At 74.4% G+C, this 23,537-nt stretch carries 26 protein-coding genes, 1 tRNA gene and 1 riboswitch; of the genes, 9 read left to right on the top strand and 18 right to left on the bottom strand.

The window, feature by feature from the left end; translation table 11 throughout:
• The first annotated feature begins 138 nt into the window (after window positions 1–138).
• Both ACZ6ZR_RS28330 and ACZ6ZR_RS28325 read left to right on the top strand, forming a co-directional pair.
• The gene (locus ACZ6ZR_RS28330; RefSeq protein ID WP_465647006.1) at window positions 139–726 is read left to right on the top strand and encodes a helix-turn-helix domain-containing protein; all 588 of its coding nucleotides are present in this window, start codon (window positions 139–141) and stop codon (window positions 724–726) included.
• 13 nt (window positions 727–739) lie between these two features.
• On the top strand, window positions 740–874 hold the full coding sequence (locus ACZ6ZR_RS28325) for a DUF6126 family protein (protein WP_465647004.1): 135 nt from the start codon (window positions 740–742) through the stop codon (window positions 872–874).
• Window positions 875–881: 7 nt separating this feature from the next.
• Here the strand turns inward: ACZ6ZR_RS28325 and pdxR are convergent, their stop codons facing one another.
• Window positions 882–2,318, bottom strand: a complete 1,437-nt coding sequence (gene pdxR, locus ACZ6ZR_RS28320) for a MocR-like pyridoxine biosynthesis transcription factor PdxR (RefSeq protein ID WP_465647002.1) — start codon at window positions 2,316–2,318, stop codon at window positions 882–884.
• A 49-nt stretch (window positions 2,319–2,367) separates the two neighbouring features.
• Here pdxR and ACZ6ZR_RS28315 point away from each other — a divergent pair, with 49 nt between their 5' ends.
• The 3 genes from ACZ6ZR_RS28315 (at window position 2,368) to ACZ6ZR_RS28305 (ending at window position 4,204) form a co-directional block, all read left to right on the top strand.
• Window positions 2,368–2,847, top strand: a complete 480-nt coding sequence (locus ACZ6ZR_RS28315) for a carboxymuconolactone decarboxylase family protein (protein ID WP_465647000.1) — start codon at window positions 2,368–2,370, stop codon at window positions 2,845–2,847.
• Between the two features lie 133 nt (window positions 2,848–2,980).
• Window positions 2,981–3,322: a DoxX family protein gene (locus tag ACZ6ZR_RS28310; protein ID WP_465646998.1), complete on the top strand. Its 342-nt coding sequence runs from the start codon at window positions 2,981–2,983 to the stop codon at window positions 3,320–3,322.
• 72 nt (window positions 3,323–3,394) lie between these two features.
• Window positions 3,395–4,204: an isocitrate lyase/PEP mutase family protein gene (locus tag ACZ6ZR_RS28305; RefSeq protein ID WP_465646996.1), complete on the top strand. Its 810-nt coding sequence runs from the start codon at window positions 3,395–3,397 to the stop codon at window positions 4,202–4,204.
• Between the two features lie 11 nt (window positions 4,205–4,215).
• Here the strand turns inward: ACZ6ZR_RS28305 and ACZ6ZR_RS28300 are convergent, their stop codons facing one another.
• The 11 genes from ACZ6ZR_RS28300 to ACZ6ZR_RS28250 form a co-directional block, all read right to left on the bottom strand.
• The gene (locus tag ACZ6ZR_RS28300) at window positions 4,216–4,449 is read right to left on the bottom strand and encodes a hypothetical protein (protein ID WP_465646994.1); all 234 of its coding nucleotides are present in this window, start codon (window positions 4,447–4,449) and stop codon (window positions 4,216–4,218) included.
• Between the two features lie 50 nt (window positions 4,450–4,499).
• Window positions 4,500–5,711, bottom strand: a complete 1,212-nt coding sequence (locus ACZ6ZR_RS28295) for a cytochrome P450 family protein (protein WP_465646992.1) — start codon at window positions 5,709–5,711, stop codon at window positions 4,500–4,502.
• A gap of 1,285 nt (window positions 5,712–6,996) precedes the next feature.
• Entirely contained in the window at window positions 6,997–7,605 is a 609-nt protein-coding gene (locus ACZ6ZR_RS28290) for a GTP-binding protein (protein ID WP_465646990.1), read from the bottom strand.
• Complete coding sequence (locus ACZ6ZR_RS28285; protein ID WP_465646988.1) at window positions 7,583–7,927, bottom strand: DUF742 domain-containing protein; 345 nt, start codon at window positions 7,925–7,927, stop codon at window positions 7,583–7,585. The genes ACZ6ZR_RS28290 and ACZ6ZR_RS28285 overlap by 23 nt, the downstream gene beginning before the upstream one ends.
• The gene (locus ACZ6ZR_RS28280; protein ID WP_465646986.1) at window positions 7,924–8,337 is read right to left on the bottom strand and encodes a roadblock/LC7 domain-containing protein; all 414 of its coding nucleotides are present in this window, start codon (window positions 8,335–8,337) and stop codon (window positions 7,924–7,926) included. The genes ACZ6ZR_RS28285 and ACZ6ZR_RS28280 overlap by 4 nt, the downstream gene beginning before the upstream one ends.
• The gene (locus ACZ6ZR_RS28275) at window positions 8,321–9,505 is read right to left on the bottom strand and encodes a sensor histidine kinase (protein WP_465647075.1); all 1,185 of its coding nucleotides are present in this window, start codon (window positions 9,503–9,505) and stop codon (window positions 8,321–8,323) included. Before ACZ6ZR_RS28275 ends, ACZ6ZR_RS28280 begins: the two co-directional genes overlap by 17 nt.
• A 163-nt stretch (window positions 9,506–9,668) precedes the next feature.
• Window positions 9,669–11,894: a SpoIIE family protein phosphatase gene (locus tag ACZ6ZR_RS28270; RefSeq protein WP_465646984.1), complete on the bottom strand. Its 2,226-nt coding sequence runs from the start codon at window positions 11,892–11,894 to the stop codon at window positions 9,669–9,671.
• A gap of 242 nt (window positions 11,895–12,136) precedes the next feature.
• A complete protein-coding gene (locus ACZ6ZR_RS28265) occupies window positions 12,137–13,261 on the bottom strand; it encodes a PP2C family protein-serine/threonine phosphatase (RefSeq protein WP_465646982.1) in 1,125 nt (374 codons plus the stop codon).
• Between the two features lie 102 nt (window positions 13,262–13,363).
• Entirely contained in the window at window positions 13,364–13,567 is a 204-nt protein-coding gene (locus tag ACZ6ZR_RS28260) for a hypothetical protein (RefSeq protein WP_465646980.1), read from the bottom strand.
• Between the two features lie 126 nt (window positions 13,568–13,693).
• The gene (locus ACZ6ZR_RS28255) at window positions 13,694–14,266 is read right to left on the bottom strand and encodes a TetR/AcrR family transcriptional regulator (protein WP_465646978.1); all 573 of its coding nucleotides are present in this window, start codon (window positions 14,264–14,266) and stop codon (window positions 13,694–13,696) included.
• Window positions 14,266–15,087: an alpha/beta fold hydrolase gene (locus ACZ6ZR_RS28250; RefSeq protein WP_465646976.1), complete on the bottom strand. Its 822-nt coding sequence runs from the start codon at window positions 15,085–15,087 to the stop codon at window positions 14,266–14,268. The genes ACZ6ZR_RS28255 and ACZ6ZR_RS28250 overlap by 1 nt, the downstream gene beginning before the upstream one ends.
• Before the next feature lie 91 nt (window positions 15,088–15,178).
• On the opposite strand from ACZ6ZR_RS28250, the gene ACZ6ZR_RS28245 reads away from it, so the two are divergent.
• On the top strand, window positions 15,179–15,376 hold the full coding sequence (locus tag ACZ6ZR_RS28245) for a tautomerase family protein (protein WP_465646974.1): 198 nt from the start codon (window positions 15,179–15,181) through the stop codon (window positions 15,374–15,376).
• Window positions 15,377–15,403: 27 nt separating this feature from the next.
• On the opposite strand, the gene ACZ6ZR_RS28240 is transcribed toward ACZ6ZR_RS28245, so the two are convergent.
• Window positions 15,404–15,694 carry a YiaA/YiaB family inner membrane protein gene (locus ACZ6ZR_RS28240; protein ID WP_345284396.1) on the bottom strand — a complete coding sequence of 97 codons (291 nt, stop codon included), beginning with the start codon at window positions 15,692–15,694 and terminating at the stop codon, window positions 15,404–15,406.
• Window positions 15,695–15,906: 212 nt separating this feature from the next.
• Window positions 15,907–16,065, top strand: a riboswitch (cyclic di-AMP (ydaO/yuaA leader).
• Window positions 16,066–16,077: 12 nt separating this feature from the next.
• Here ACZ6ZR_RS28240 and ACZ6ZR_RS28235 point away from each other — a divergent pair.
• Complete coding sequence (locus ACZ6ZR_RS28235; RefSeq protein WP_465646972.1) at window positions 16,078–16,944, top strand: M23 family metallopeptidase; 867 nt, start codon at window positions 16,078–16,080, stop codon at window positions 16,942–16,944.
• Window positions 16,945–16,990: 46 nt separating this feature from the next.
• Here the strand turns inward: ACZ6ZR_RS28235 and ACZ6ZR_RS28230 are convergent, their stop codons facing one another.
• Window positions 16,991–17,860 (bottom strand): hypothetical protein, encoded by an 870-nt coding sequence (locus tag ACZ6ZR_RS28230; protein ID WP_465646971.1) that lies wholly within the window; start codon window positions 17,858–17,860, stop codon window positions 16,991–16,993.
• A 188-nt stretch (window positions 17,861–18,048) separates the two neighbouring features.
• On the opposite strand from ACZ6ZR_RS28230, the gene ACZ6ZR_RS28225 reads away from it, so the two are divergent.
• Together ACZ6ZR_RS28225 and ACZ6ZR_RS28220 are read left to right on the top strand one after the other, a co-directional pair.
• Window positions 18,049–18,750, top strand: a complete 702-nt coding sequence (locus tag ACZ6ZR_RS28225) for a sensor domain-containing protein (protein WP_465646969.1) — start codon at window positions 18,049–18,051, stop codon at window positions 18,748–18,750.
• 154 nt (window positions 18,751–18,904) lie between these two features.
• Entirely contained in the window at window positions 18,905–19,600 is a 696-nt protein-coding gene (locus tag ACZ6ZR_RS28220; protein WP_465646967.1) for a class I SAM-dependent methyltransferase, read from the top strand.
• Here the strand turns inward: ACZ6ZR_RS28220 and ACZ6ZR_RS28215 are convergent.
• From ACZ6ZR_RS28215 to trmB, 4 genes are all read right to left on the bottom strand, one after another.
• Window positions 19,554–20,621 (bottom strand): hypothetical protein, encoded by a 1,068-nt coding sequence (locus ACZ6ZR_RS28215; protein ID WP_465646965.1) that lies wholly within the window; start codon window positions 20,619–20,621, stop codon window positions 19,554–19,556. The genes ACZ6ZR_RS28220 and ACZ6ZR_RS28215 overlap by 47 nt on opposite strands.
• A 424-nt stretch (window positions 20,622–21,045) precedes the next feature.
• Window positions 21,046–21,119: transfer RNA gene (locus tag ACZ6ZR_RS28210), tRNA-Met, on the bottom strand.
• A gap of 46 nt (window positions 21,120–21,165) precedes the next feature.
• Window positions 21,166–22,434, bottom strand: a complete 1,269-nt coding sequence (locus ACZ6ZR_RS28205; protein ID WP_465646963.1) for a PrsW family intramembrane metalloprotease — start codon at window positions 22,432–22,434, stop codon at window positions 21,166–21,168.
• A 108-nt stretch (window positions 22,435–22,542) separates the two neighbouring features.
• Window positions 22,543–23,373 (bottom strand): tRNA (guanosine(46)-N7)-methyltransferase TrmB, encoded by an 831-nt coding sequence (gene trmB / locus ACZ6ZR_RS28200; RefSeq protein ID WP_465646961.1) that lies wholly within the window; start codon window positions 23,371–23,373, stop codon window positions 22,543–22,545.
• Window positions 23,374–23,537: the final 164 nt, after the last annotated feature.

The following is a 23,537-nucleotide window of genomic DNA, read 5'->3' as shown; positions in this document are numbered from 1 at the left end:
TGCACGTGCTGCCGTTCCCCTGCGCGCAGTTCCTCGCGCCCCTGGGTCGCTGCCCTGCCGAGCCGTTTGCCCCAGCGGCGAGTTTGCCTCAGAGGCAAAAAGGTTGCCCGGAGGGCACGGAAGCGGTGGACTGGGTCCATGAACGCGGATCAGTTCGAGGTGGACGGCCTCGGGGCCCGGCTGCGGGAGCACCGCTCCGCCGCACGCCTCACCCTGGAAGCCGCCGCCGCCCGGGTCGGGCTCTCGCCAGCGTACCTGTCGAGGCTGGAGACCGGGCAGCGGCAGCCCTCCCTCCCGGCGCTGCTCGGGCTGGCCCGGGAGTACGGGACCACCGTGTCGGGGCTGCTCGGCGAGCAGCAGGGTGAGCCGGAGCCGGTGATCCGGGGCGGGGTGATCGAGCCGGGGCGGGCGGGTGGCTGGGGGTACCGGCGGGCGGGTGCGCCCGGGCGGGCGATGCAGGCGCTGCACGTCCAGGTGCCGCCGGACGTCCAGGACGCCGTCGTAAGGGTCCACCCGGGCGAGGAGTGGCTCTGGGTGGTCAAGGGCCGGCTCCGGCTGACCCTGGGCGACCAGGACCACCTCCTGGAGCCGGGAGACTCCGCGCACTTCGACTCGCTCACCCCGCATTGCATCGCCGCCGACTCCCCGGCCGGCGTCGAACTCCTCTTCCTGCACACCTTGTTGCAGAGTCCGGGCAGCAGCCTCTGCCTGCCCGCTCCCCACTGAAAGGGGCACCACCATGGCCAAGACCCTCGTCCCCGGCCGCCGCTTCGACCGCCGAGTCCTCTGGCGGGTCGTCATCTACATGGCCGCCACCCACGCCTTCCTCGGCTTCCTCGCTCTGCTCTTCGAGATCGGCGCCCGCAAGAACTGACCGGCCCTCACAGCCGCGTCAGCGTGCACAGCGCGTCCAGCGCCCCCGCGAACGCGTGCTCCGGCGGGGTCGCGTAGCCGATCACCAGCCCCGACCGCGTCCCCTCCGGCGCGGGCCCGGCCGAGGGCGTCCTGCATCCGGTCAGGGTGTTCAGGGAGAGCCCCAACCACCCCGCCTGGCGCAGCAGTTCGGAGTCGGAGAGGGATCCGGCCGGCAGCCGCAGCACCGCGTGCAGTCCGGCCGCGATCCCGGTCACCTCCACCTCGGGGGCCCGTTCCGCCAGGGTGGCGACCAGCTGGTCCCGCCGGCGTCGGTAGTGCAGCCGGCAGCGGCGGACGTGCCGGTCGAAGCCGCCGGAGACGATCAGATCGGCCAGGGCCAGCTGGTCCGTCACCCCCGACTGACCGTCCGCCAACTCCTTCTGCCGGACCACCGGTTCGACCAGTTCGGCGGGGAGGGCCAGCCACCCGAGCCGCAGCCCCGGGGCCAGGCTCTTGCTGGCGGTGCCCGCGTACACCACCCGCTCGGGGTCCAGCGACTGGAGCGCCCCGACCGGCTGCCTGTCGTACCTGAACTCGCCGTCGTAGTCGTCCTCGATCACGAAGCCGCCGCTCTCCCGGGCCCAGGCCACCGCGGCCGCCCGCCGGGCCGGGCGCAGCGGGACGCCGGTCGGGTACTGGTGGGCCGAGGTGAGCACCACGGCGCCCGTCCCGGCCCCGGCGGTGAGCTCGCCGAGCAGCTCGGTGCGGGCGCCGCCGCCGTCCAGCGGGACGGAGACGGTGGCCAGGCCGGCGGCGGTGATCACCTGCTGCTGGGGCGGCAGCCCGTACTCCTCCACCGCCAGGGAGCGCGCGCCGCGCTCGGCCAGCGCGCGGCAGAGCAGGCCGAGGCCCTGCTGGTAGCCGGCGCAGACCAGGATGCGTTCGGGGTCGGTGCGCACGCCCCGGGCGCGGGCCAGGTAGTCGGCCAGGGCGCGGCGCAGTTCGATCCGGCCGCGCGGGTCGGTGTAGCCGAGCGCCTCGTGCGGGGCGGTGGCCAGGGCCCGGCGGCCGGCCGCCAGCCAGGCGGTGCGGGGGAAGAGGCTGAGGTCGGGGCGGCCGGGCATCAGGTCGTAGCGGACGGCCGGGACGCGCGGCGGAGTGCTGGGCGGGGCGGCAGCCGGGATGGTGCCCCGGTCGGCGACCACCGTCCCGGAGCCCTGACGGGCGGTCAGCCAGCCCTCGGCGGTGAGCTGGGCGTAGGCCTCGGCCACGGTGTTGCGGGCGATGCCCAGGTCGGCGGCGAGGGCGCGGGAGGAGGGCAGTCTGGTGCCGGCCGGCAGCCGGCCGCCGCGGGCGGCCTCGCGGACCGCCGCCTCCAGGGCGGCCCGCAGGCCGAGGCCCCCGGCCCGGCCCGCCGTCAGGTCCAGATGGAGGTCCCCGCCGAAAGTGGCCCATGATTCCATGGGGCCAATGAACCACGGGAGCGGGCCGCCGCGCACCTACGGTCGGAGCATGAGCAACGAACCGAACGCGTACGTGTCCGCCCCCGAGCAGCGCTTCTCCATGCCGGAGCTGGCGCCTGACTGGTACCGGGCGATGATCGGGATGGACCGGGAGTCGCGCGCCCTGGTGGACCCGTCGCTGGCCGAGCTGGTCCGCACCCTGGCCTCGCAGATCAACGGCTGCGCCTACTGCGTGGACATGCACAGCACCGACGCCCGCCGGGGCGGCGAGCAGGAGCACCGGCTGTACGCGCTGCCGGTCTGGCGCGAGACGCCGTACTTCACGGCGGCGGAGCGGGCGGCGCTGGCGCTGACCGAGGCGGTCACCCGGATCGCCGACGGGCCGGTGCCGGACGAGGTGTACCAGGAGGCGGAGAAGCACTTCGAGCCGGCCGCGCTGGCCCAGCTGGTGACCGTGATCATCGCGATCAACGCCTGGAACCGGATCGGCGTCACCGCGCGGATGAGCCCCGCGCCGAAGCGGAGTTGAGGGCTTCGGAAGATTCCTCGGGAAAACTTTCCGAGCGGCTGTCACATCCGTCCGCCGGGCCGTGTCGGTGGGGTGAGAGCAGCCGGAGCGGCGAGGAACCGCCCCGGCTCCCCACCACCAAGAGGAGCCCCCGATGAACGTCACCACCACCGTCGTCACCGTGATCGCCGCCCTGATGTCGGGCTTCTCGGCCTACGCGCTGCTGTCGCGCCAGGTCTGGGTGGTCCAGCCGCTGGAGCAGTACGGCGTGCCGAAGAGCTGGTGGAACCTGCTGGGCGCGGCCAAGGCGGCCGGTGCGCTGGGCCTGCTGGTGGGCCTGGCGGTGGAGCCGCTCGGCCTCGCCGCCGGGATCGGCCTGGTGGCCTACTACGGCGGCGCGGTGGTCACCGTGCTGCGGGCCAAGGCCTGGGGCCACGTCCCGTTCCCGATGGTCTACGCCGCCCCCGTGGTGGCCGCGCTGGTGCTCGCCGCCTGACCGGCACGGCCGGGGAGGTCGGGTTCGCGGAAGCGCCGGTCCGCCCCGTACGGAGCTGAGAAGGTGAAGGACATGACGACGAATCAGAACGACCAGCGGGCCAAGGCCGAACTCCTGCACCGCCTGCACACCCCGGGCGATCCCCTGGTGCTGGCCAACGTGTGGGACGCCGCGACCGCCCGACTGGTGGAGGCGGCCGGGGCGCCCGCCGTGGCCACCGCGAGCGCCAGCGTCTCCTGGACCAGGGGCGTGCCGGACGGCGGCGGCCTCGACCTGGCCGGGGCGCTGGCCCAGACCGAGCTGGTGGTCCGGGCGGTGGAGGTCCCGGTGACGGCCGACCTGGAGGACGGGCTGGCGCCCGACGCGGCCGGGGTCGGCCGGGCCGTCACCGAACTGCTCGCGATCGGCGCCGTCGGCGTGAACCTGGAGGACGGCCTGCGCCCGGTCGCCGAGGCGGCCGAGCGGATCGAGGCGGCCCGGGCGGCGGCCGAGGCGGCCGGCGTGCGGCTGTACGTCAACGCCCGCACGGACGTCTTCCTCCAGGGCGACCAGGACGTCACCGAGACGGTGGAGCGGGCCCGGGCCTACCTGGCGGCCGGGGCCAGCGGGATCTTCGTCCCCGGCGCGGGCAGCCCGGAGGTGATCGCCGAACTGCTGGCCGCGCTCCCCGGGGTGCCGCTGAACGTGATGGCCGGCCACGGCGCCCTCTCGGTGGCCGAGCTGGCGAAGCTCGGCGTGGCCCGGATCAGCCTGGGCCCCGGCCTGGCCAAGGTGGCCTACGCCGCCGCCCGCCGGGCCGCCGAGGAGCTGTACACCCACGGGACCTACCAGGCGCTCGAAGGCGGCCTGGAGTACGGCGAGTTGAACGCCCTCTTCGACTAGTGCCGCCGGCCCTACTTCGGTACGGAGGTGCCCGCGCTGCACAGCGGGGCGGCGGCGGAGGCGTTCTTGCCGAGCAGCGGGATGCCGCCGATCTGCTGCACGCAGGTGTCGGCGGCCGAGGTGGAGGCCGCGGCCGACTTGCCGGAGTCGAGCTTGCCGCCCATGTTGCTGCCGGCGTGCGCGGCCGGGGCGGCGAGGGAGAGACCGGCCATGGTGAGGGCGGCGAGTGCCGTGATCTTACGCATGGCCGGTCCAACGAGCGGGCCGCACCGGCGGTTACCGGGAGCGGTCCCGATCAGCTCTGACGGACCAACAGGGTCTTCACGCTGTTGCTGACGAACGAGGCGATCGGCACCGGGGCCGGGCCGTCCGCGAGCCGCAGCCCGGGGAAGCGGGTGAAGAGCAGCCGCAGTGCGGTCTCCGCCTCCAGCCGGGCCAGCCCGGCGCCCAGGCAGAAGTGCGGGCCGTGGCCGAGCGAGAGGTGCTTGGCCGGGGCCCGGCCCAGGTCGAAGCGGTCCGCGTCCGGGAAGTGCCCGGAGTCCCGGCCCGCCGCCGCGTACGAGGCCAGCAGCGCCTCGCCCTGACGGATGGTCACCTCGCCGACCTGGATGTCCTCGGCGGCGTAGCGCAGCGGGAACTGCCCGACCGGGGAGTCGTAGCGCAGGGTCTCCTCGACCACCGCCGCCCAGGTGTACGTGCCGTCCAGCACCGCGGCCAGCTGCTCCGGGTGGGCCAGCAGCGCCCGCACCGCGTTGGTGATCAGGTTGAGCGTGGTCTCGTGCCCGGCGATCAGCATCAGCAGCAGGGTGCCGACCAGCTCCAGCTCGGTCAGCCGGTCGTCGGCCTCCCGGGCGGCGATCAGGTCGGTGGTCAGGTCGTCGCCCGGCTCGGCCCGCTTGGCCGCCGCCAGCCCGCCGAGCAGGGCGAACAGGCCCTGCTGCGCGGCCACCGCGGCACCCGGGGTGGCGGAGCTGCTGACCAGGGTGTCGGAGAGCGCGTGCAGCTCGTCCTGTTGCTTGGGCGGCAGGCCGAGCAGCTCGCCGATCACCTGCATCGGCAGCGGGTAGGCGAAGTGCGCGCGCAGGTCGAAGTCGCCCTCCAGCAGGGCGACTTCGTCGAGCAGCACGACGGCCCGGGCCTCGATCGCCGGGGCCAGCTCGGCTATCCGGCGCGGGGTGAAGGCCTGGGTGACCAGCCCGCGCAGCCGCCGGTGGTCCGCCCCGTCGGCGGTCACCATGCCGGGCACCGTGACGAAGTTCATCAGCGGCCAGCCCTCGGGCAGCCGGCCCTCCCGGAAGGTGGTCCACAGCTGCGGGTTCTTGCCCACCCGGGGGTCGTTCAGCAGTGCCTGGAGGGTGTCGTGGTGGCTTACCGCCCAGACCACCACCCCGCCAGGGAGTTCCACCAGGACCGCAGGCCCGGCCGCCCTGAGCCCGGCGTTCTCGGTGTGCTGGTCGGCGCCGAAGGGGTCGAGGCGGACGGGCCGGGGGGCGAGGGAGGAGTCCATGCGGGCCTTTCGACGGGGGGAGTGCGCGGGGGAGTGAAGGCGCTGTAGAGCACCGGCAGGGCGACCAGGGCACGCGACCAGGGGGACGGCCGCCAGGCCAGTTCGTGGGCGGGGACGGCGAGTTGGAGGTCGGGCAGCCGGTGGAGCAGGGTCTCCACGGCGGTCTCCACGATCATCCGGGCCGGGTGCTGGGCCGGGCAGACGTGCCGGCCGGCGCCCCAGGCCAGGTGGGCCCGGTTGCCGCCGAGCCCCTCCCCGGCCGGCTGCTGCACCGCCGGGTCGGCGTTGGCGGCGGCCAGGCCGAGCACCAGCATGTCGCCCGCCGAGATGTACTGGCCGCCCAGCACGGTGTCCGAAGTCGCCCACCGGCCGGGGAAGTTCTGGGTCGGCGGGTCCCGCCAGAGCACCTCCTCCAGGGCGTCCGAGACGGTGAGGCGGCCGCCGGTCAGGGTGGCCCGGAACCGGCGGTCGGTGAGCAGCAGGCGCAGCGTGTTGCCGGTCCAGTTGATGGTGGTCTCGTTGCCCGCCACCATCAGCACCACCAGGTGGTGCACCGCCTCCTCGTCGGAGAGCCCGGCGGGGTGCGTCAGCAGCCAGGAGGTCAGGTCGGCGGCCGGGGCCTCCCGGCGGCCGCGGACCAGGTCCAGCAGGATCGCCTGGAACTCGGCGTTGGCCCGCACCGACTTCTCGCTGCTGTCCACGAAGTGGCTGATCAGCTCGACGATGTGCGGCCCGGCCTCGGCCGGCAGGCCGATCAGCTGGGTGAAGACCATCAGCGGCAGCCGCCGGGCGTACTGGGCGATCAGGTCGGCGGTGCCGTCCGGGCCCCAGCCGTCGATCAGGGTGTCGGCGGCGGCCTCGGTGGCGTGCCGCAGCTGCCGGTGGTCCACCTGGGCCAGCGTGTCGGCCACCGCCGCGCGCAGCCGGGCGTGTTCGGCGCCGTCCAGGTTGAGCAGGGTCGGCCGCCACGAGGTCATCGGCAGCAGCCGGGAGTCGGAGCGCAGCCGGCCCTCGGCCGGTACCCGCCAGCGGCGCGAGTCCTTGGAGAACAGCTGCTCGTTGCGGGTGAGTTCGAGCAGCTCGGGGTAGCCGAGCACCAGCCAGGCCTCCACCCCCGGCTCCAGCTCGATCGGGGCCACCGGGCCGTACTGCGCGCGCAGCCGGGCGTACAGACCGTGCGGGTCCTCGGCGACGGCGGCGCCCCACAGACCGGTGACGGGGGAGGCCTGCTGGTGTGCGGGACAGCCGGGCGGTGGTGAGGCCGCCGCGTCCGGCTTGGGGGTGGTCATGGCTGGAGCTCCAGAACGGCGGTCGAGTGGAGGTGGTCCACGAAGTCGATCAGGACGTCGTAGGAGGCCCGGCGGTCCCGGGCGTCGCAGTGCAGGATCGGCACCTCGGGCAGCAGGTCGAGCGCCGCCCGGAGCTCCTCCTCGGGGTAACTCGGGGAGTCCGGGAAGGTGTTGACGGCCACCGCGAAGGGGATCCGCTGCTCCTCCAGCTGCCCCAGCACGTCGAAGCTCTCCTCGATCCGGCGCGAGTCCACCAGCGCGATGGCGCCCAGCGCCCCGCGCGAGAGGTCCTCCCAGAGCGGCCAGAACCGCTGCTGGCCCGGGGTGCCGAACAGGTAGAGCGCCAGCCGGGAGTTGAGGGTGATCCGGCCGAAGTCCAGCGCCACCGTGGTGGTGGTCTTCTCCGGACGGCCCGTCAGGTCGTCCACGTCCGCCCCGGCGGCGGTCATGGTCTCCTCGGTGCGCAGCGGGTCGATCTCGCTGAGCGAGCCGACCAGCGTGGTCTTGCCGACCCCGAACGGGCCGGTGACCAGGATCTTCACGGCTCCCTGGACGGTGTCCGGAAGGTAGGACGGGTGTGGCTCAACGGAGTTGGCGGAGGCCAACGAGCACCTCCTCCAAGAGGGTGGTGGGCAGGAGGTCGGCCTGCGGCACGGGGGGACGGACGTGGACGGCTCCGGCGTCCCAGAGGTCGCCGATCAGCACCCGGACCACGCCTAGCGGCAGTCGCAGGTGGGCGGCGATCTCGGCCACCGAGAGCAGCTCCCGGCAGAGCGCCAGGATCCGCAGCTGCTCCCGGTTCAGACCGGGGGCGGGACCGGCACCGGTGGCGGCGACCAGGCTCTCCAGCGCCAGCGTGTTCCGGCTCGGCCTGCTCCGGCCGCCGGTGATCACGTACGGCCGGACCGGCCCGCCGCCCGCGGTCACCGGGTGCTCCCGGCCGCCTGCTCCAGCCGGGGCGGGCTGGTCAGGTGGGCCCCGATCCGCTCCACCAGCACCTGCATCTGGTACGCCACCAGCCCGGCGTCCACCGCCTCGCCGGTCACCACCGCGAGGTGCGCCCCGGCCCCGGCCGCCACCACGAACAGGTAGCCGCCGCCGTACTCGACGATGATCTGCCGGGTCGCGCTCTGCGGACCGCCGAAGCCCTGCGCCACGCCCCGGGCCAGCGACTGCAGGCCGGAGCAGGCGGCGGCCAGCCGCTCGGCGTCGTCACGGTGGATCCGCTCGCTGCGGCCGATCTCCAGGCCGTCGTTGGACACCACGATGGCGTGCTGGACCTCGGGCACGTTGACGATGTCGGCGAGCAGCCAGCCGAGGTCAGGATTGGGGGTCATGGAAGTCTCCGGGGCGCTGGGGAAGTTCGGGGGAGTGGGAGAAGCCGTCCTGCTGTCGTCCGGCGGCCGAGCGGCCGCTGGCGGTGCCCGCCTGGAAGAGCGACATGAAGGCGCGGGCCTCCCGGGCGGAGCGCGACGGCACGGGGGTGCCGCCGGTGGTGCCGGTCCTGGGCGCGGTGTCGCCGCGCCGGTTGGCGCGGCGCGGCAGGCTGCTGCCGGAGACCGGCGGGGGTTCCACCGGCTCGGGCACCACGGTCCTGGTCTGGTGCGGCAGGGGCGCGGGCAGCGGGTCGGTGAGCAGCGCCGTCGGCAGCAGCACCACCACCCGGACCCCGCCGTACGGCGAGGGCGCCGAGCTGAGGGTGACCCGGAAGCCGTACTGCTCGGCCAGCCGGCCGACCGCCGCCAGGCCCAACTGCGGTACCTCGCCCAGCCGGGAGAGCTCCAGGGTGGAGCCCCCGGCCAGCGCGGCGGCGGCCTTCTCGATGGCCTGCTCGGCCATCCCGACCCCGCCGTCGTCGATCTCGATCACGGCGCCGTTGTGCACCGGCATCAGGGTGACGAAGACCTGGGTGCTGGGCGGCGAGTACCTGGTCGCGTTGTCCAGCAGCTCGGCCACCGCGTGGATCAGCGCCTCGGCGGCCGCGCCGATCACCGCGGTCTCGATCCGGCTGCTCACCACCACCCGCTGGAACGGCAGGATCCGCGACTGGGCGCCGCGCACCACGTCCTCCAGGGCCACCGGCTCCGGCCAGTGCCGCCCGGCCCGGGCGCCGCAGAGCACCGCCAGGGTCTGGGCCAGCCGGGCCTGTTGGGCCGCCGCGTGGTCGGCCCGCAGCAGGCCCTCCAGCAACTCCGGGTCGTCGTGGTTGCGTTCCATCTCGTCCAGCCCGGCCTGCTGGTCGTGCGCCATCACCAGGATGCGGCGGGCGACGCTCAGGAAGGCGCGCTGGGTGTTGGCGTTGAGCTCCTGCTCGCGCTGGACGGCGGCCGTCTCGGAGGTCCGGCGGGCGGCCTCCACCCGTGCCCGCTCGTGGAGTTCGGCGTTCTCACGCTCCTGCCCGTCGAGCGCGGACCGCAGGGTCCGGCCGACCGCGCGGTACCGGGCGGCGGCCAGGAGGGCGAGGACGGCGACGGCTCCGAGGGCCGCCGCGATCCACTGAGTCATCGTCACGCGGCGAATTCTAGGGTGGTCATCCTACGGATGGATGAACGGATCTGACGTTCAGTGATCTCATCCGACCGGATGGTGGGACGCCGCCGACCGGCTCCGACACATCCGTGCAGGTCGGCGGCGGTACACCGTCAATTTTCGGTACCCACAGGTAATTTCAGTCGAGTGCGGGTACCCGGTGCAGGAGCAGCAGGGCCACGTCGTCCGGCCGCGACCGCCGTTCGGTCACGTTCAGGGTGAGCAGGTCCGCCATCCGCTCCAGACCCGCCTGCGGGGTGGCCCTGGTCGGCCCGCCGGTCCGCCGGCTCCACAGCTCCAGCCCGCCCAGCATCCGCTTCACCGAGTGGTCGTAGTCCTCCGCCCGGTCCTCGACCAGGCCGTCCGTGTACACCAGCAGGGTGTCGCCCACCCCGACCCGACCCGTCGTCAACGGGTAGGCCGCGCCCGGCTCCACGCCCAGCGGCGGCCCGCCCGGCAGCTCCAGCTCGGTCGCCCGGTGCCCCGACACCAGCACCGGCGAGGTGTGCCCGGCCCGCGCGCCGCTCAGCTCCCCGGTGGCCGGATCCAGCACCAGGTACAGGCAGGTCGCGAACAGGTCGGTGTCCAGCTCGGCCAGCAGCCGGCTGGTCCGGGCCAGCGTCGCCGCCGGGTCGTGCCCGTCGGTCGCGTACGCCCGCAGCCCGCTGCGCAGTTGGCCCATCACCGCGGTGGCCTCGGCGTTGTGCCCCTGCACGTCGCCGATCACCACACCCACCCGGCCGTCCGGCAGCGGCAGCAGGTCGTACCAGTCCCCGCCGATCTGCATCCCCTCGGTGCTCGGCAGGTACCGCGCCGCCGTCACCACCCCGCGCACCGCCGGCAGGCTGCGCGGCAGCATCGCCCGCTGCAGCTCGGTCGCCCGGTGGTGGTGGGTGTCGTACAGCCGGGCCCGCTCCAGCGACTGCGCCAGGATCCCGGCGAAGGCCGAGTACATCGTCCGGTCCTCACGGCTGAACACCCGCTCGGTGGCGAAGGTGATCAGACAGGACCCGACCTGCCGCCCCGAGGCCACCAGCGGCAGCACCGCCCAGGCCGCCGGGGTCAGCGGCCCCTCCCGCCGCACCCCGCCCGGCTCGCTGAACAGCGGCACCGACCGGGTCAGCGAGGACTGCATCACCCCCGCCGAGAGGTCGTGCAGCCGGCTCAGCTCGCTCCGGTACGGGCCGCCGAAGACCTCGTGCGAGATCGGCAGTAAGCGGCCCTCGTCCAGCAGGTCCAGCACCAGCCCGGAAGCGCCCAGCGCCGGGCGGGCGATGTCCGTCATCGCCGTGGTCACGTCCCGCACCGTCACCGCCCGGGAGAGCGTCCTGGTCAGCGCCAGCAGCAGCGCCGAACGTGCCGCCGCACCCGCCGGATCCAGCCCGTACGGCTGCGCGGGCGCGGCCGCCCCGCCCCGCTGACGGTCCGTCAACAGCCCGGCCACCCGCACCGGCCGCCCGTGCACGTCCAGCATCACCTCGCCGTCCTCCCGGACGTGGGTGACCTCTCCGCCCTCGCGCACCACCCGGTACGCGAAGCGGTACGGACCGCCCGAGGAGAGCGCCTCCGCCATCGCCGCCTGGAGGTCCGGCAGGTCCTCGGGGTGCACCAGCCCGTTGATGTCCGGCGCCGGAGCGGTCTCCGCCTCCGCCGGCGGCTCCAGCCCGAACAGCCGGTACGCCCGGGCGTCCCAGTTGGTCTCGCCGGTCACCAGGTCCCGCTCGAACGCGCCCGCCCCCGCCGCCCTCGCAGCCAGCGCCAGCAGCGGCCGCCCGTCCGACGCGGCTCCGGCCCGGACCCCCGGCGGTATGTGGTCGGCCGCCTGCACGTGGTCGATCAGGTGCGAGATCCGGTGCGCGACCGCCTCCGCGAGGGTCTCCAGCACGTCCACGTCCCGGCGCGGCACCGTCCCCCGGTGCGCCAGCGACAGCGCCAGCGAACCGATCGCCACCCCGTCCACCACCAGCGGCAGTACCGCCAGCGCGACCAGCCCGGTGCCCCGGCCGGCGTGCGTGCGCGGATAGTCCGCACTGGTCTGCTCCGGGCTCAGCAGCACCGGCTCGCGGCGCTTCAACGCCAGCGCGGCGGGCAGCTCCGAGGCCGGGTCCACCACGCCGTACCGCTCGTGCGCCCACTCCGGCAGACCGTGCGAGGCCGCCAGCCGCAGCATCCCGTCGCCGTCCGTCAGGTACAGCGCCGACCCCTCACCGGTGATCCACCCGGGGCCCTCGGAGAGGATCGTCCCGAGGAGTTCGGCGGCGCCGTGCGCGCGCAGCAGCAGCCGCACGCAGCGCATCACCGTCCGCGGCCCCTGCGCACGGGCCGCCCCTTCCTCGGAGGCGAGCCACGGCTCGGTCAGGTCCATCGCAGACTCCGGCCCTTCCGCACGCGGGGTAGTGCGCCCATCCTATTTCCGCGCCCCCCATTTCGGCGGCTCCGGCGCACGGACGCGGCTGCGGCCCGCAAGGGCCGTCAGGGGCGCGAGGAACTGCGCGCGGGGGAACGGCAGCGCGTGCAACTGGCTCGCATGCCCCGATCTAGTGCCGTGCCCGCCTTCCGAACTCGCGCAGTTCCCCGCGCCCCTGACTGCCCCTGCCGGGCACGGCACTAGCCCAGGCGGCGGTGGACGACCACGACGGTGCGGTCGTCGGCGACGTCCGGGGCGACTGCGGTGAGGAGGGTGGCGGCGGGGTCGCCGGTGGCGCTGCGGAGGAGGGGCGCCGCGGTGGAGAGCAGCCGGGCGATGCCGTCGTCGATGTCCTCACCGGGGACCTCGACCAGGCCGTCGCTGTAGAGCAGCAGTGAGTCGCCGTGGTCCAGCTGGCCGTGCACGGGCGGGTAGCGGGAGCCGGCCAGGATGCCCAGGGCCGGGCCGCCGTCGGTGGCGAGCAGCCAGCTGCCGCCCGCCGTCCGGTGGTAGTGGGCGGCGGGCGGGTGGCCGGCGTTGAAGAGGCGGTAGCCGCCGTGCGAGGGATGCAGGGCCAGGTGGACGGCGGTGGCGAACTCCTCCTCCCAGTCCAGCCGGGAGAGGTAGTCGTTGGCGGTCGGCAGGAAGTCCTCCGGCGGCACCGAGCCGAGCAGCATCGCGAATGCCCCGGAGAGGTGCATCGACCGCGCGGCGGCCCGGCTGCCCTTGCCGGAGACGTCGACGAGCACCACCTCCAGCAGGTCCTGCTCCGGCCGGTGCGAGGCGAGCAGGAAGTCCCCGGAGAAGAAGGTGCCGGAGACCGGCGCCAGCGCCTGGTGGAAGCGCCAGTCCAGGAGCTGGTCGGGGAGGCGTCCGAGCGCGGTGGTCCGCTCGGAGAGCTCCAGCAGCATGGAGTCGCCCCGGGTGCCGCGCAGCCCGAGCCGGCTGCGGTGACGGGAGGTCAGCAGCACGGTCAGCGCGGAGGCGATCACCACCCAGGTGGAGCCGGGGGTGAGGCCGAGCGGTTCGCGCCAGAGGAAGCAGCCGGCCAGGCCGGCCACCACCGGCACCAGCAGGGTCAGCTGACGGCGGGTGTGCAGCAGGAAGCCGCCGAGGATCACCGGGAGCACCAGGGCGGACGGCGGGCAGCCGGTGGGGAGGACGATGGCCAGCAGGGCGAGCAGCAGGGTGAGCACCGAGAGCAGGCCGAGCGCGGCCTTCTCGGCGGACGGGTCCCCGTCCAGGAGCTGGCTGGCCCAGCGTCCGCCGGGGCCGCGGCGCAGCCGGTCGGTGAGCTGGCGGGCCATCGTGGTGACTGCGGGCACCTGACCTCCGCCGGTGGCTGACCTTCCGTCAGACCACTCTAGGCAGGAACCCCGTAAGGCACCCGTCAGCCTGCGTCAAGGGGCCTACCGCGCCTACCGCGCCTACTGGCCGTCGCTCTCGCCGTACGACTCCTGCCGACGGGCCGGGACGCTGCGCAGCGAGCGGAAGCCGAGCGCGATCGCCAGCAGGCGGCGCCCGGTGGAGACGGCGGGGGCGGCGGCGGTGCGGCCGGTGCCGGTGAGCGGGGTGCGCTGCGCGGGGACCAGCCCGGTGGCGGGCCGGGCGGCGGGCGTGGTCTGCGTCATGCGCACGTCCTTCGGGCTGGTGCGTCGGTACGGGTACGTACCGGAAGGCTGTCAGTGTCACCCGGCCACGGCGACGGTTCGGTATCGAAAACCACCCGAACGGATACCGTTCCTGTGAACGCACATCTAACCCGCCGTCGGCCAGTTCCGCAGCCCCTCGACCACTACCCCGATCAACCGCTCCCGAGTCACCGTCAGTTCCGCGCTCAGCCGGAACGCCCCGGCGGCGGTCAGCGAGGCGAAGCCGTGCGCCGTCGAACGGACTGCGCGGGCGGCGTGCACCGCCTCGTCGCCGGTCAGTCCGTAGCCGTCCAGCACGGTGAGGATCACGCCGACCAGGCGGCCCGCGGCGGCGGTCAGCTCGGGGTCGTCCAGCGGGGCCTGCGGGAGTGCGGCGTACCGGCGCGGGTACTGCTCGGCGTAGTCCAGGTAGGCGCGGAGCAGGGCGGTGGCGGCCGCGTCCCGGCCGAGTCCGGTGACCGCGGCGTCCAGCCGCTCGGCCAGCTCCTCGGTGACCCGGACGGCGATCAGGCGGCGCAGCTCGGCCAGGCCGCCGGGGACGTGCTTGTAGAGCGAGGGGGTGGCGACGCCGGCCCGGGCGGCGACCGAGGCGAGGGTGAGGGTGTCCGGGCCCTGAGCGTCGATCAGCTCGACGGCGTGGTCCACCACGCCGGTGGGGGTGAGTCCGACCCTGGGCATCAGCTGACCTCACGCAGGAAGGGGAGCAGGGCGTCGGCGGTGGCCTGCGGGTACTCCGCCATTGGGTAGTGCCCGGCACCGTCGATCATCACCTTACGGGCCGTCAGCGCGGCCGCCTGCCGGTCGGCCACCGCCTCCGGGTCGGGGAAGTCCGGGTCCCGGCGGCCCATCAGCACCAGCGCGGGGCAGCGCACCCCGGCCGTCCAGCCCTCGGGGGAGGAGTCTCCGGTGGCGTAGCCCCGGGTGGCCTTCTTGCGGCCGGGGGTGCGCAGGGCGGCCACCGCGGCGGCCCGGTACTCGGCGAAGTCGGCGGGCTTGGCGCCCGGGTGGGCCTTGTCGAGGTAGAGGCCCCAGAAGGCGGGGACGTGCACCAGGGCCAGGCCGAGCACCTTGAGCAGGGCGCGCTGGGCGGCGGTCGGCGGCAGGTTCTCCACGAAGGCGTCGATCAGGGCGATCCCGGCGATCCGCTCCGGGGCCTCGGCGGCGGCCTTGACCACGGTGGCGCCGGTGTAGGAGTTCCCGGCCAGGGCGGCGCGCTCGATGGAGAGGTGGTCGAGCAGGGCCAGCACGTCGCCGGCCAGGGCGGCGGGGGAGTAGTCGTCCCAGTCGATCGAGGACTCGCCGAAGCCGCGCAGGTCCAGGGTGATCACCCGGTGGCCGGCCTCGGCCAGCAGCGGGCGCAGGTACCGGTAGACGGTGCGGGAGTCGAGCATGCCGGGGAGCAGGACCACCGGCAGGCCGGTGCCGGGGGAGTCGTCGTAGGCCAGCCGGCCGCCGGGGAGGTCGAGGTACCGGGTCTCGGGGTGCGTCTGCGTCGTCATGCTTCAAAGCTAAGGCTAATAGCCTTAGCCGTCAAGGGGTGCGGCGGTGCTAGCGTGCGGAGCGGAGAAGTCCGAACGCGGAAGGGACGTCATGCCGTTCATCAACGTCAAGCAGCTGTCCGGCCGGAGCGAGGAGCAGCGGGCCGAGATCGCCCGCGAGCTCACCGCGACCTACGCCCGGGTCACCGGCGTGAGCCCGGAGAACATCTGGGTGGCGATCGAGGAGATCCCGGCCGAGAACTGGTCCTCGGGCGGCGAGACCTTCGCCGCCAAGCGCGCCAAGGGCTGACGGCCGGTCAGGAAGGGCGCAGGAGGGTCAGGGGGCGTCCACCCGGAACGGGTCGTGCTCGGCGAGGAGCTTCTCCAGCCGGGCCTGGTCGACCCGGGTGGTGATCTCCCCCTCCTCCTGGCGGTCCCGGATCACCTTGGCGAGGGTGAACGCCGAGGTGATCTCCCAGAGCAGGCCGACCGCGAGGAATGCCCGCATCCAGGCGTTCACCGGCAGGTAGAGGACCCCGAGGGCGAGGGCGGCGGTGGCCAGCGCGAAGGAGAGCACGGCCTGGGCGTAGTAGGCGTTGGTGGTCCGGGGCTGGGTGGCTGCGGTCATGTGCCCAGGATGGCCAACTCCCTTGTGGCCCACCTGAGTACGGGTGCTCAATCCGGGCCCGTGCGAGGGGCTGAGTACCCGGCCCGGCGGCCCTGGTTCACGGCGCGTCAGAAAGAGATGGACTGCACCACTCAAGCCGCTTGGAATCATGGGCTCCTAGGATTAACGTTTGATAACGCAGCGCGGTCGGCAACGCCGTACCCGAACGGCACCGTGCGCCGTCGCCTAATCCCACGGCCCTCCCCACGGGGAGGTCCAGGGAGCCGGGGAACCACGTTCCTTGGGGTGAATCGGCCGGGCCCCACCCGGTCGTAGGAGACCTTCCTGCTCCGAACCCGTCAGCTAACCCGGTAGGCGCGAAGGAAGGAAAGGAGCGCGCCTCCGTGGCGTCGACGCACACCCAGGCACACCCCAGGCACGACGGTAACGGCACCACCCAGCTGCTCGACCACCCGCTTCCGCAGGACGCGGCCCGGCACCGGATGCCCCGTCAGGCCCGCTCCTCCGGCCCGCTGCTCGGCGTCACCGCGATGGCCGCCACGCTCGGCGCCACCGGCTTCGCCGCGGCCGCCCCGGCCGCCGCCGTCCCCGCCGCTCCGCCGGCCGTCGCCGCCGCCGACCAGCCGGCCGAGGACCGCACCGCCGAGGAGCGCCCGCTCTCCGCCGACCCCGGGCTGGCCCTCGCCGCCCGCATCCAGCAGCAGGCCGACGGCCAGCGCACCACCGCCGAGGAGACCGCCCGGCTGGCCGCCGCCCAGGAGGCCGAGGCCAAGCGCACCGCCCAGGCCCAGGAGCTCGCCGCCGCCGAGGCCGCCGCCGCGAGGACCGCGCAGGCGGCAGAGGCCGCGCAGGCCGGCGACTTCACCCTCCCCACCAGCGGCTACCAGCTCACCGCGCACTACGGCCAGTCCGGCTCCTACTGGTCCCACCTGCACACCGGCCTGGACTTCGCCGCCGCCACCGGCACCCCCGTGGTCGCCGTCACCGGAGGCACCGTCAGCTCGGCCGGCTGGTCCGGCGCCTACGGCTACCGGGTGATCCAGAGCCTGCCCGACGGCACCGAGCTCTGGTACTGCCACCTCTCCTCGATCACCGTCGCCTCCGGCCAGGTCGCCCCCGGCACCGAGCTCGGCAAGGTCGGCGCCACCGGCAACGTCACCGGCCCGCACCTCCACCTGGAGGTCCGCCCCGCCGGCGCCACCCCGGTCGACCCGCTGACCTGGCTGAACGGCCACGGCCTCAACCCCTGACGCACCGTCGGACCCGCCGCCCACCCGGCGGCGGGTCCGGGTCCCGTCACTCCTCGTCCTGGTACCCCTGGGCCGTCAGGTACTCCTCGATCTCCTCGTGCCCGGGCTCCGGCGCCAGGTCCGGGTACTCGTGCACCAGCAGCGCCGCCAGCCCCGGCACCGTCCACTCGCCGCACAGCCGCAGCGCCTCCTCGGCCACCGTCGCCTCGAAGGCGTCGAAGTCCCCCGAGAGCTCCTCCGGCATCGGCAGCCCGAGCGCGTTCAGCCCCGCCAGGTTCCGGTAGGAGCGCTGCATCAGCCGGTTCTCCAGCAGCATCCGCGCCCCGTCGGTGGCCATCCCGACCGAGATCACCCGGGTCGGACCCCAGCCGCCGTCCGAGCCGACCTCGTCCAGCCCGGCCAACGCCCCGTACGCCTCGGCCCGCTGCTCCCGCGTCAGCTCCCGGAACCCGTCCAGCCAGGCCCGCACCGCCGCCTCGTCCGCCGTGTCCACCCCGTCCGCCCGCAGCAGCAGTGCGTACAGCCGGGGCCAGGTCACCAGGTGCGGCTGGCGCAGCAGCCCGCAGAGCAGCTCGCCCTGCCACTCCGCCTCCGCGTGCAGCTTCTCCTGCCGCTTGGCGTTCAGCCGCTTGGTCGCCCGCTGATGGTCGATCAGCAGCTCCACCGCCCTGCCGTACGCCTCCGGCTCGGACTCCGGCTGGACGTACAGGTAGAGCCGTTCGTACAGCAGCTGCTCCAGCACCGCGGAGGTCAGCTCCGGGAAGCCGTCGTGCATCCGGCCGTCGCCGAGCTCCAGCAGGACGAGCACGGTGCGCAGCGCGGCCTCCGGCACGGGGTGCCGCCCCTGTTCGGCGGCCCAGTCCAGCAGGTCGTCGGCGCGGGTGCGGGGGCTGAGCAGGAGGTCCTCGTGGTTCACCCTCGTACGGTATCCGGTGACGGACCGTCGGGAAGCCGCGGCACCGGCCCCGTCACCGCCCGGGCCCGTGGGGGGTAGGGAGAACCCCACCCCCCACCCACCGGCCCGCCTCATTCCGCCGGCCCGCCCCGCGCTGCGACCGTAGGAGCGTGAGCCAGGAGCGGCAGCAAGCGGACCAGGAGCCGGTGATGACCAGTCAGACCCACCACTACGCGGCGCAGTACGAGAGCCGGACGGACAGCGCGGCCCACCCCGGCTTCTGGCGGGCGCCGTTCACCGCCGCCCCCTACCGCGAACTGGGCTTCCTGCTCACCGCCCTCCCGCTCGCGGTCCTCGGCTTCGCCTTCACCGTGGCCCTCTTCTCGGCCGGCCTCGGCCTCGTGGTCACCGTCCTCGGCCTCCCGGTGCTGGCCGCCCTCACCACCGGCGGCCGCGGCTTCGCCGCGCTGGAGCGCCACCGCGCCCGCACCCTGCTCGGCACCGAGGTCGGCGACCCCGCGCCGGTCCAGCGGCGCCGCCCCGGCTTCTGGGGCGCCGTCACCGCCCACCTGGCCGACGGCCTCGGCTGGCGCGCCGCGCTCTACCAGGTCCTGATGCTGCCCTGGTCGATCCTCGCCTTCGTGCTCCCGGTGGTCACCCTCACCGTCGGCTGGGTGCTCGCCGCCTTCCCCGCCTACCAGTGGGTCTTCGCCCGCTACACCGACTGGCCCGGCTACCGCCTCTACGACTTCACCACCGACGCCGGCGTCCACCACGAGTACTACCTGACCTCCAACTGGCAGATCCTCGGCGTCTCCTTCCTCGGCCTGGCCTTCGTCTTCCTCACCCCGCTGCTGACCCGGGGCCTCACCAACGTCAACCGCCTCGCCATCCGGGCCCTGTGCCGCTGATTGCCTCAGACGCCCCAGGGGCGCGAGGCTCTGCTGATCTGCGGCTCCGCCGCGCGGGCGCGAATCGGAAGGCTCCACACCGCAAGACCGGGGCAGATGACCCAGTTGCACGCGCTGCCGAGCACCCCCATGCCCGCCGTGCTCCGATGATCGGGTGAGCACCCTGGTCACCTCCCGCCCCCTCGACGAGTACTGCGGCCTCTTCGACCTCACCCGCGCCGGTCTGGCCGCCCTCCGCGGCCCGGTCCTGGACTGCCCCGGCGGCACGGCCGGCCTCACCGCGGAGGCCCGTACCCTCGGCGTCACCGTGGTCGCCGCCGACCCCGTCTACACCGCCGCCCCGTCCGAACTGACCGCGCTGGCCCGGGCCGCCCGGACCCGGATGGCCCTCGTCCCGGGGATCCACCCCTCGGCCCGGGCCCGCCCGACGGACCGTTACCTGCGCAGCTGGGACCGCGCCCACGCGCTCTTCACCGCCGACCGCGCCGCCCACCCCGAGCGCTACGTGGCCGCCGCCCTGCCCCGCCTCCCCTTCGCGGACGGCAGCTTCGCCCTCAGCCTGAGCTCCTACCTGCTCTTCGCCTACCCCGAACTCTTCCCGCCCGAGCGGCAGTTGACGGCCCTGCTGGAACTGGTCCGGGTCACCGCCCCGGACGGCGAGGTCCGCGTCTTCCCGCTGCACGACGGCACCGCCCGCCCGTGCCCGCACCTGCCGGCCCTGCGGGCCCGCCTCGGCGAGCACCAGGTCGGCTCCGAGGTGCGCCGCTTCCCCCGCCCCGGGGACGGCCGCACCCGCCGGCTGCTCATCCTCCGGCGGGCTGACCACCGCCGACGCTCGGCCCGTTCGTAGCGCCCGCCACGTCCTCGCCGCCCTTCGCCTGGACCGGCACCGGCCCCGGCACCGGGGGCGCCGCCGGGAGGACCGGCTCCGCCAGCACCGCCGGCACCACCGCGTCCAGCACCTCTGGCGTCACCGGCGTCACCGCCTCCGCCGTGAGCAGCTTCAGGATCTGCCCAGCCACCACCCGCCGCCGCGAATCCGGCGGCACCGCCCGGTCGTTGCGCATCTTGTTCTCCACCGCGAACCGCAGCTCCCGCCGCTGCTCCGGCGCCAGCCCGCCGTGCTCCACCGCCGCCTTGGCCGCCAACAGCGCCTGGAGCAGCACGAACGGCGGCAGCTCGCTGCTCACCGCCCGCAGGATCAGGTGGTAGTTCTCCGGGTCCGGGTCGCCCTGGAGCAGGGCCAGTGCCTGCACCTGGAGGCCCTCGGTCTGGGTGGCGAAGAGCTTCTCCACCTCGGCGCTGGTGAAGTTCAGCTCGTGCGCCCGGGCCCGGGTCTGCCGGACCGAGTCGTCCAGGGTCTGCCGGTCGGCGGTGGACAGGGCCTTGGCCAGCCGGAGCCGGGTCAGCAGCCAGCCGGAGAGGAAGCCGATCACGGTGAAGTAGACCGTCAGCGCCGCCGCGAAGGCCGCGGCGCCGGGGCCGTTGCCGACCACCGGGGCCAGCGCGTGGCCGAGTTCGCGGAGCAGGCCGGGCAGGGAGCCGATCTGGGTCAGCCCGGCGCCCAGCAGGATCTTGGTGAGCCAGTCGGAGACCTGCTCCAGATTGGTGTTGGGCGAGTAGCTGCCGGTGGAGGTGGCGCTCATGTCGTCCGGCCTGGACGCCGCCCCGCTGGTCAGCAGCCTGGGGATGCCGAACAGGAAGCCCACCCCGGCCCCCGCCACCGAGAAGGCCGCGGCCACCACCAGCCCGCCGCCGAGCGCCCCGGCCCAGTCCGTCGAGGTCGAGGCGTAGAGCACCAGCCCGAGCAGCCCGGCCCCGACCACGGACCCCATCCCGACCTTCGCCACGCCGTCCTGTCGCAGGTCCACCGCGCCCACCCCTCCCGAAGTCGCTGCGACTGTAGCGGACCGGTCACCCGCCGGGCAGGGCGTGCACGACCTCCGTCACCTCGGGTCGGAGCGGGCACGCAGACGGCCCGTGGGCTGCTCCTCGCCGGCCGCCCCTGCCGGGGCGGGCCGGTGAGGCACCGGGGATGTACCGGTGAGCCCACGGGCCGGGTGACTGCTTGGAATTCGCCTGCCGCCGGAGGTCGTACGCCCTCGGGTCCTGCGCAGGCAGGGGCGGCTCTAGCGAGCAGCCACCTCACGCATCCTGAAAGAACTCAACTCAGGATCACCTCCCTTCAGTGTGCCGCCACTGTAGGCAGGAGGCGCCGGGGCGCACAACGGGTTTTCCGCGGAACGACGAAGGGCCCGATGGATGATCTCCATCGGGCCCTTCGTTGCTACTGAGTAGCGGGGACAGGATTTGAACCTGCGACCTCTGGGTTATGAGCCCAGCGAGCTACCGAGCTGCTCCACCCCGCGTCGGTAAACCAAACAGTACGTGAGAGCTGCGCAGAAGCAAAATCGGTTATCCGGCGGCGGCGGCCTGGAGCTCCCGGTGCCGGGCGGCCCGGGCTCTGGTGCGGGCCCACAGGGAGAAGCAGACCAGCGCGGCGAAGCAGGGCACCATCAGCAGCCCGTAGACGAGCAGGAAGCCCCGGATGCCCTCGCCGGCCGCCGCGTTCCAGGCGCCGTGCAGGGACATCGAGCACAGCAGCCCCGTCGGGGCGGCCAGCCGGGCCACCCAGCGGCGGCCGGTGGTCAGGGCGACGGCGATGCCCAGGCCGGTCAGCGCGGTGAACAGCGGGTGGGCGAAGGGGGAGAGCAGGCCACGCAGCACGAAGGTGTGCACGGTGGAGTCGAAGTCCCGCAGGCTCGGCTCGGCGCCCAGGCCGATGCTGTCCAGCCGGTCCTGCTGGTCGTCGGTGAAGGCCCGGCCCAGGTAGAGCGCGTTCTCGGTGAAGGCGAAGCCGCAGGCCGTCACCCCGCCCAGCACCACCCCGGCGGCCAGCGTGCGCGGACTGGACCGGGCCCGCCGCCGCGCCGGGGTCCGCACCGGACGGCGGAAGTACGCCGGCCGCACCCGGGGCCGGAACTCCGGCCGGCGGTACGGGCGCAGCACCCGGGCCACCTTGGCCACCCGGCGGGCGGGCAGCTGGGTCCGCCGGGCCAGCACCGCGCAGGTCCGCTCGACGTGGCAGCGCAGCCGCCTGCGGACCGGCAGCAGCAGCATCGCCAGCGCCGCGCCCTTGGCCGCCTCCTCGATCAGCGGAGTGGCCACGTCGGCCAGCAGGGTCTCGCCCCGGACGCTGCCCTGACGGGCGATCAGGAAGTCCCCGGCCCAGCCGTTGGCCAGGATCGCCACCGTGGTCGCCGCGCAGGCGCCCCAGGCCAGGCAGAACAGGGTGTGCCGCAGCGGCACCCGGGCGGTCTGGTTCAGCCAGGCCAGCGCCCCCAGCACGAAGGGCAGCGGCAGCAGCGCCAGCCCCATCCCCACCAGCAGCCCGGTGGTCCCGGTCTGCCGGTGCACCAGCTGCAGGATCAGCACCCCGCACCCGGCCAGCGCGAACGCCGCCAGGGCCGAGGAGAGCGCCGGATAGCGCAGCGCCCGGGCCCGGCGCAGCAGCTGCTCGGCCCGCACGTACGGGTGCCAGGGCAGCAGGCGGCCGGCCCGCCGCACCCGGGGCCCCGGGATCGTCGGGGAGCCGGCGGTGGGCGGGAGCGGATCGGCGGTGGCGGCGCTGCCCCCGGCCGGAGCCGCGGGCCGGGGCGGGCCGCCACTGGGCGGACTGCTCACCCGGCACAGGGTAGGGGAACCACCCACCGCCAGGGGAGGGCTCCGGGCAAATCGGGCACCTGACGCGGAGTGCTGTGATACGGCGTCAGGTGCCTCGGGGCAACGGCGTCAGCGGCGTCGGAACAGCAGGTCGTGCACCACGTGGCCCTTGGTGATCCCGGCCCGCTCGAACTTGGTCACCGGCCGCCACTCCGGCCGCGGCGCGTAACCCGGCACCGAACCCGCCGGGTGCTCCTCCGGCTCCAGCCAACCGGCCCCGTCACCCTCCGGGTGCAGGTTCTCCAGCTCGGGCGAGGCCGACAGCACGGCCAGCATCTGCTCGGCGTACGGCTCCCAGTCGGTGGCGCAGTGCACCAGCGCGCCCGGCGCCAGCCGCGGCAGCACCAGCTCCAGGAAGGACTGCTGCACCAGCCGGCGCTTGTGGTGCTTCGGCTTCGGCCACGGGTCGGCGAAGTACACCCGCAGACCGGCCAGCGAGGCGTCCGGCAGCATGTCGCGCAGCAGGATCACCGCGTCGCCGGCGGCCAGGCGGACGTTCTGCGAACCGTTGCGCTCCAGCAGCTGCAGCAGGTTCCCGTGGCCCGGGGTGTGCACGTCGGCCGCCAGGATGCCCGTCCCCGGGTCGGCGGCGGCCATCGCGGCGGTGGTCTCGCCCATGCCGAAGCCGATCTCCAGGGTGACCGGCAGCTCGCCGAACAGCTCCGGCAGGTCCAGCGGAGTCCCGTCGATCGCCAGCCCGTACCGCTCCCACCCGCGGTCCAGCGCCCCCGCCTGCGCGGGGGTCATCCGGCCCCGGCGGGGCTGGAAGCTGCGGATGCGGTGTTCGCGGTGCTGCTCCTCGGTGGCCCGGTGCGGGTACATCGGCGCGGGGTAGCCGGCCGGGGCGGCCGACAGGCGCGCGGACGGGGAGCTCTGGGGTGCGGGGGCGGTGGCAGTCACAATTCCCCGAGTTTAGGACACTGCGGAAGCGGGGCTCAGGGGCGCGAGGAACTGCGCGAGTACGGAAGGCGGACCAGCGCTGGATCGGGGCGTGCGAGCCAGTTGCACGTGTTGCCGTTCCCCTGCGCGCAGTTCCTCGCGCCCCTGAGGTCGCTGCCCTCCGG

Source organism: Kitasatospora sp. NPDC088742 (assembly GCF_055584905.1).
This window is presented reverse-complemented; position numbering and strand designations above follow the sequence as displayed.

Coding starts and splice junctions, on each gene's coding strand:
- ACZ6ZR_RS28330 (WP_465647006.1), top strand. CDS start 139: ATGAACGCGGATCAGTTCGAGGTGGACGGCCTCGGGGCCCGGCTGCGG.
- ACZ6ZR_RS28325 (WP_465647004.1), top strand. CDS start 740: ATGGCCAAGACCCTCGTCCCCGGCCGCCGCTTCGACCGCCGAGTCCTC.
- pdxR (WP_465647002.1), bottom strand. CDS start 2,318: ATGGAATCATGGGCCACTTTCGGCGGGGACCTCCATCTGGACCTGACG.
- ACZ6ZR_RS28315 (WP_465647000.1), top strand. CDS start 2,368: ATGAGCAACGAACCGAACGCGTACGTGTCCGCCCCCGAGCAGCGCTTC.
- ACZ6ZR_RS28310 (WP_465646998.1), top strand. CDS start 2,981: ATGAACGTCACCACCACCGTCGTCACCGTGATCGCCGCCCTGATGTCG.
- ACZ6ZR_RS28305 (WP_465646996.1), top strand. CDS start 3,395: ATGACGACGAATCAGAACGACCAGCGGGCCAAGGCCGAACTCCTGCAC.
- ACZ6ZR_RS28300 (WP_465646994.1), bottom strand. CDS start 4,449: ATGCGTAAGATCACGGCACTCGCCGCCCTCACCATGGCCGGTCTCTCC.
- ACZ6ZR_RS28295 (WP_465646992.1), bottom strand. CDS start 5,711: ATGGACTCCTCCCTCGCCCCCCGGCCCGTCCGCCTCGACCCCTTCGGC.
- ACZ6ZR_RS28280 (WP_465646986.1), bottom strand. CDS start 8,337: ATGACCCCCAATCCTGACCTCGGCTGGCTGCTCGCCGACATCGTCAAC.
- ACZ6ZR_RS28275 (WP_465647075.1), bottom strand. CDS start 9,505: ATGACTCAGTGGATCGCGGCGGCCCTCGGAGCCGTCGCCGTCCTCGCC.
- ACZ6ZR_RS28270 (WP_465646984.1), bottom strand. CDS start 11,894: ATGGACCTGACCGAGCCGTGGCTCGCCTCCGAGGAAGGGGCGGCCCGT.
- ACZ6ZR_RS28260 (WP_465646980.1), bottom strand. CDS start 13,567: ATGACGCAGACCACGCCCGCCGCCCGGCCCGCCACCGGGCTGGTCCCC.
- ACZ6ZR_RS28255 (WP_465646978.1), bottom strand. CDS start 14,266: ATGCCCAGGGTCGGACTCACCCCCACCGGCGTGGTGGACCACGCCGTC.
- ACZ6ZR_RS28250 (WP_465646976.1), bottom strand. CDS start 15,087: ATGACGACGCAGACGCACCCCGAGACCCGGTACCTCGACCTCCCCGGC.
- ACZ6ZR_RS28245 (WP_465646974.1), top strand. CDS start 15,179: ATGCCGTTCATCAACGTCAAGCAGCTGTCCGGCCGGAGCGAGGAGCAG.
- ACZ6ZR_RS28240 (WP_345284396.1), bottom strand. CDS start 15,694: ATGACCGCAGCCACCCAGCCCCGGACCACCAACGCCTACTACGCCCAG.
- ACZ6ZR_RS28225 (WP_465646969.1), top strand. CDS start 18,049: ATGACCAGTCAGACCCACCACTACGCGGCGCAGTACGAGAGCCGGACG.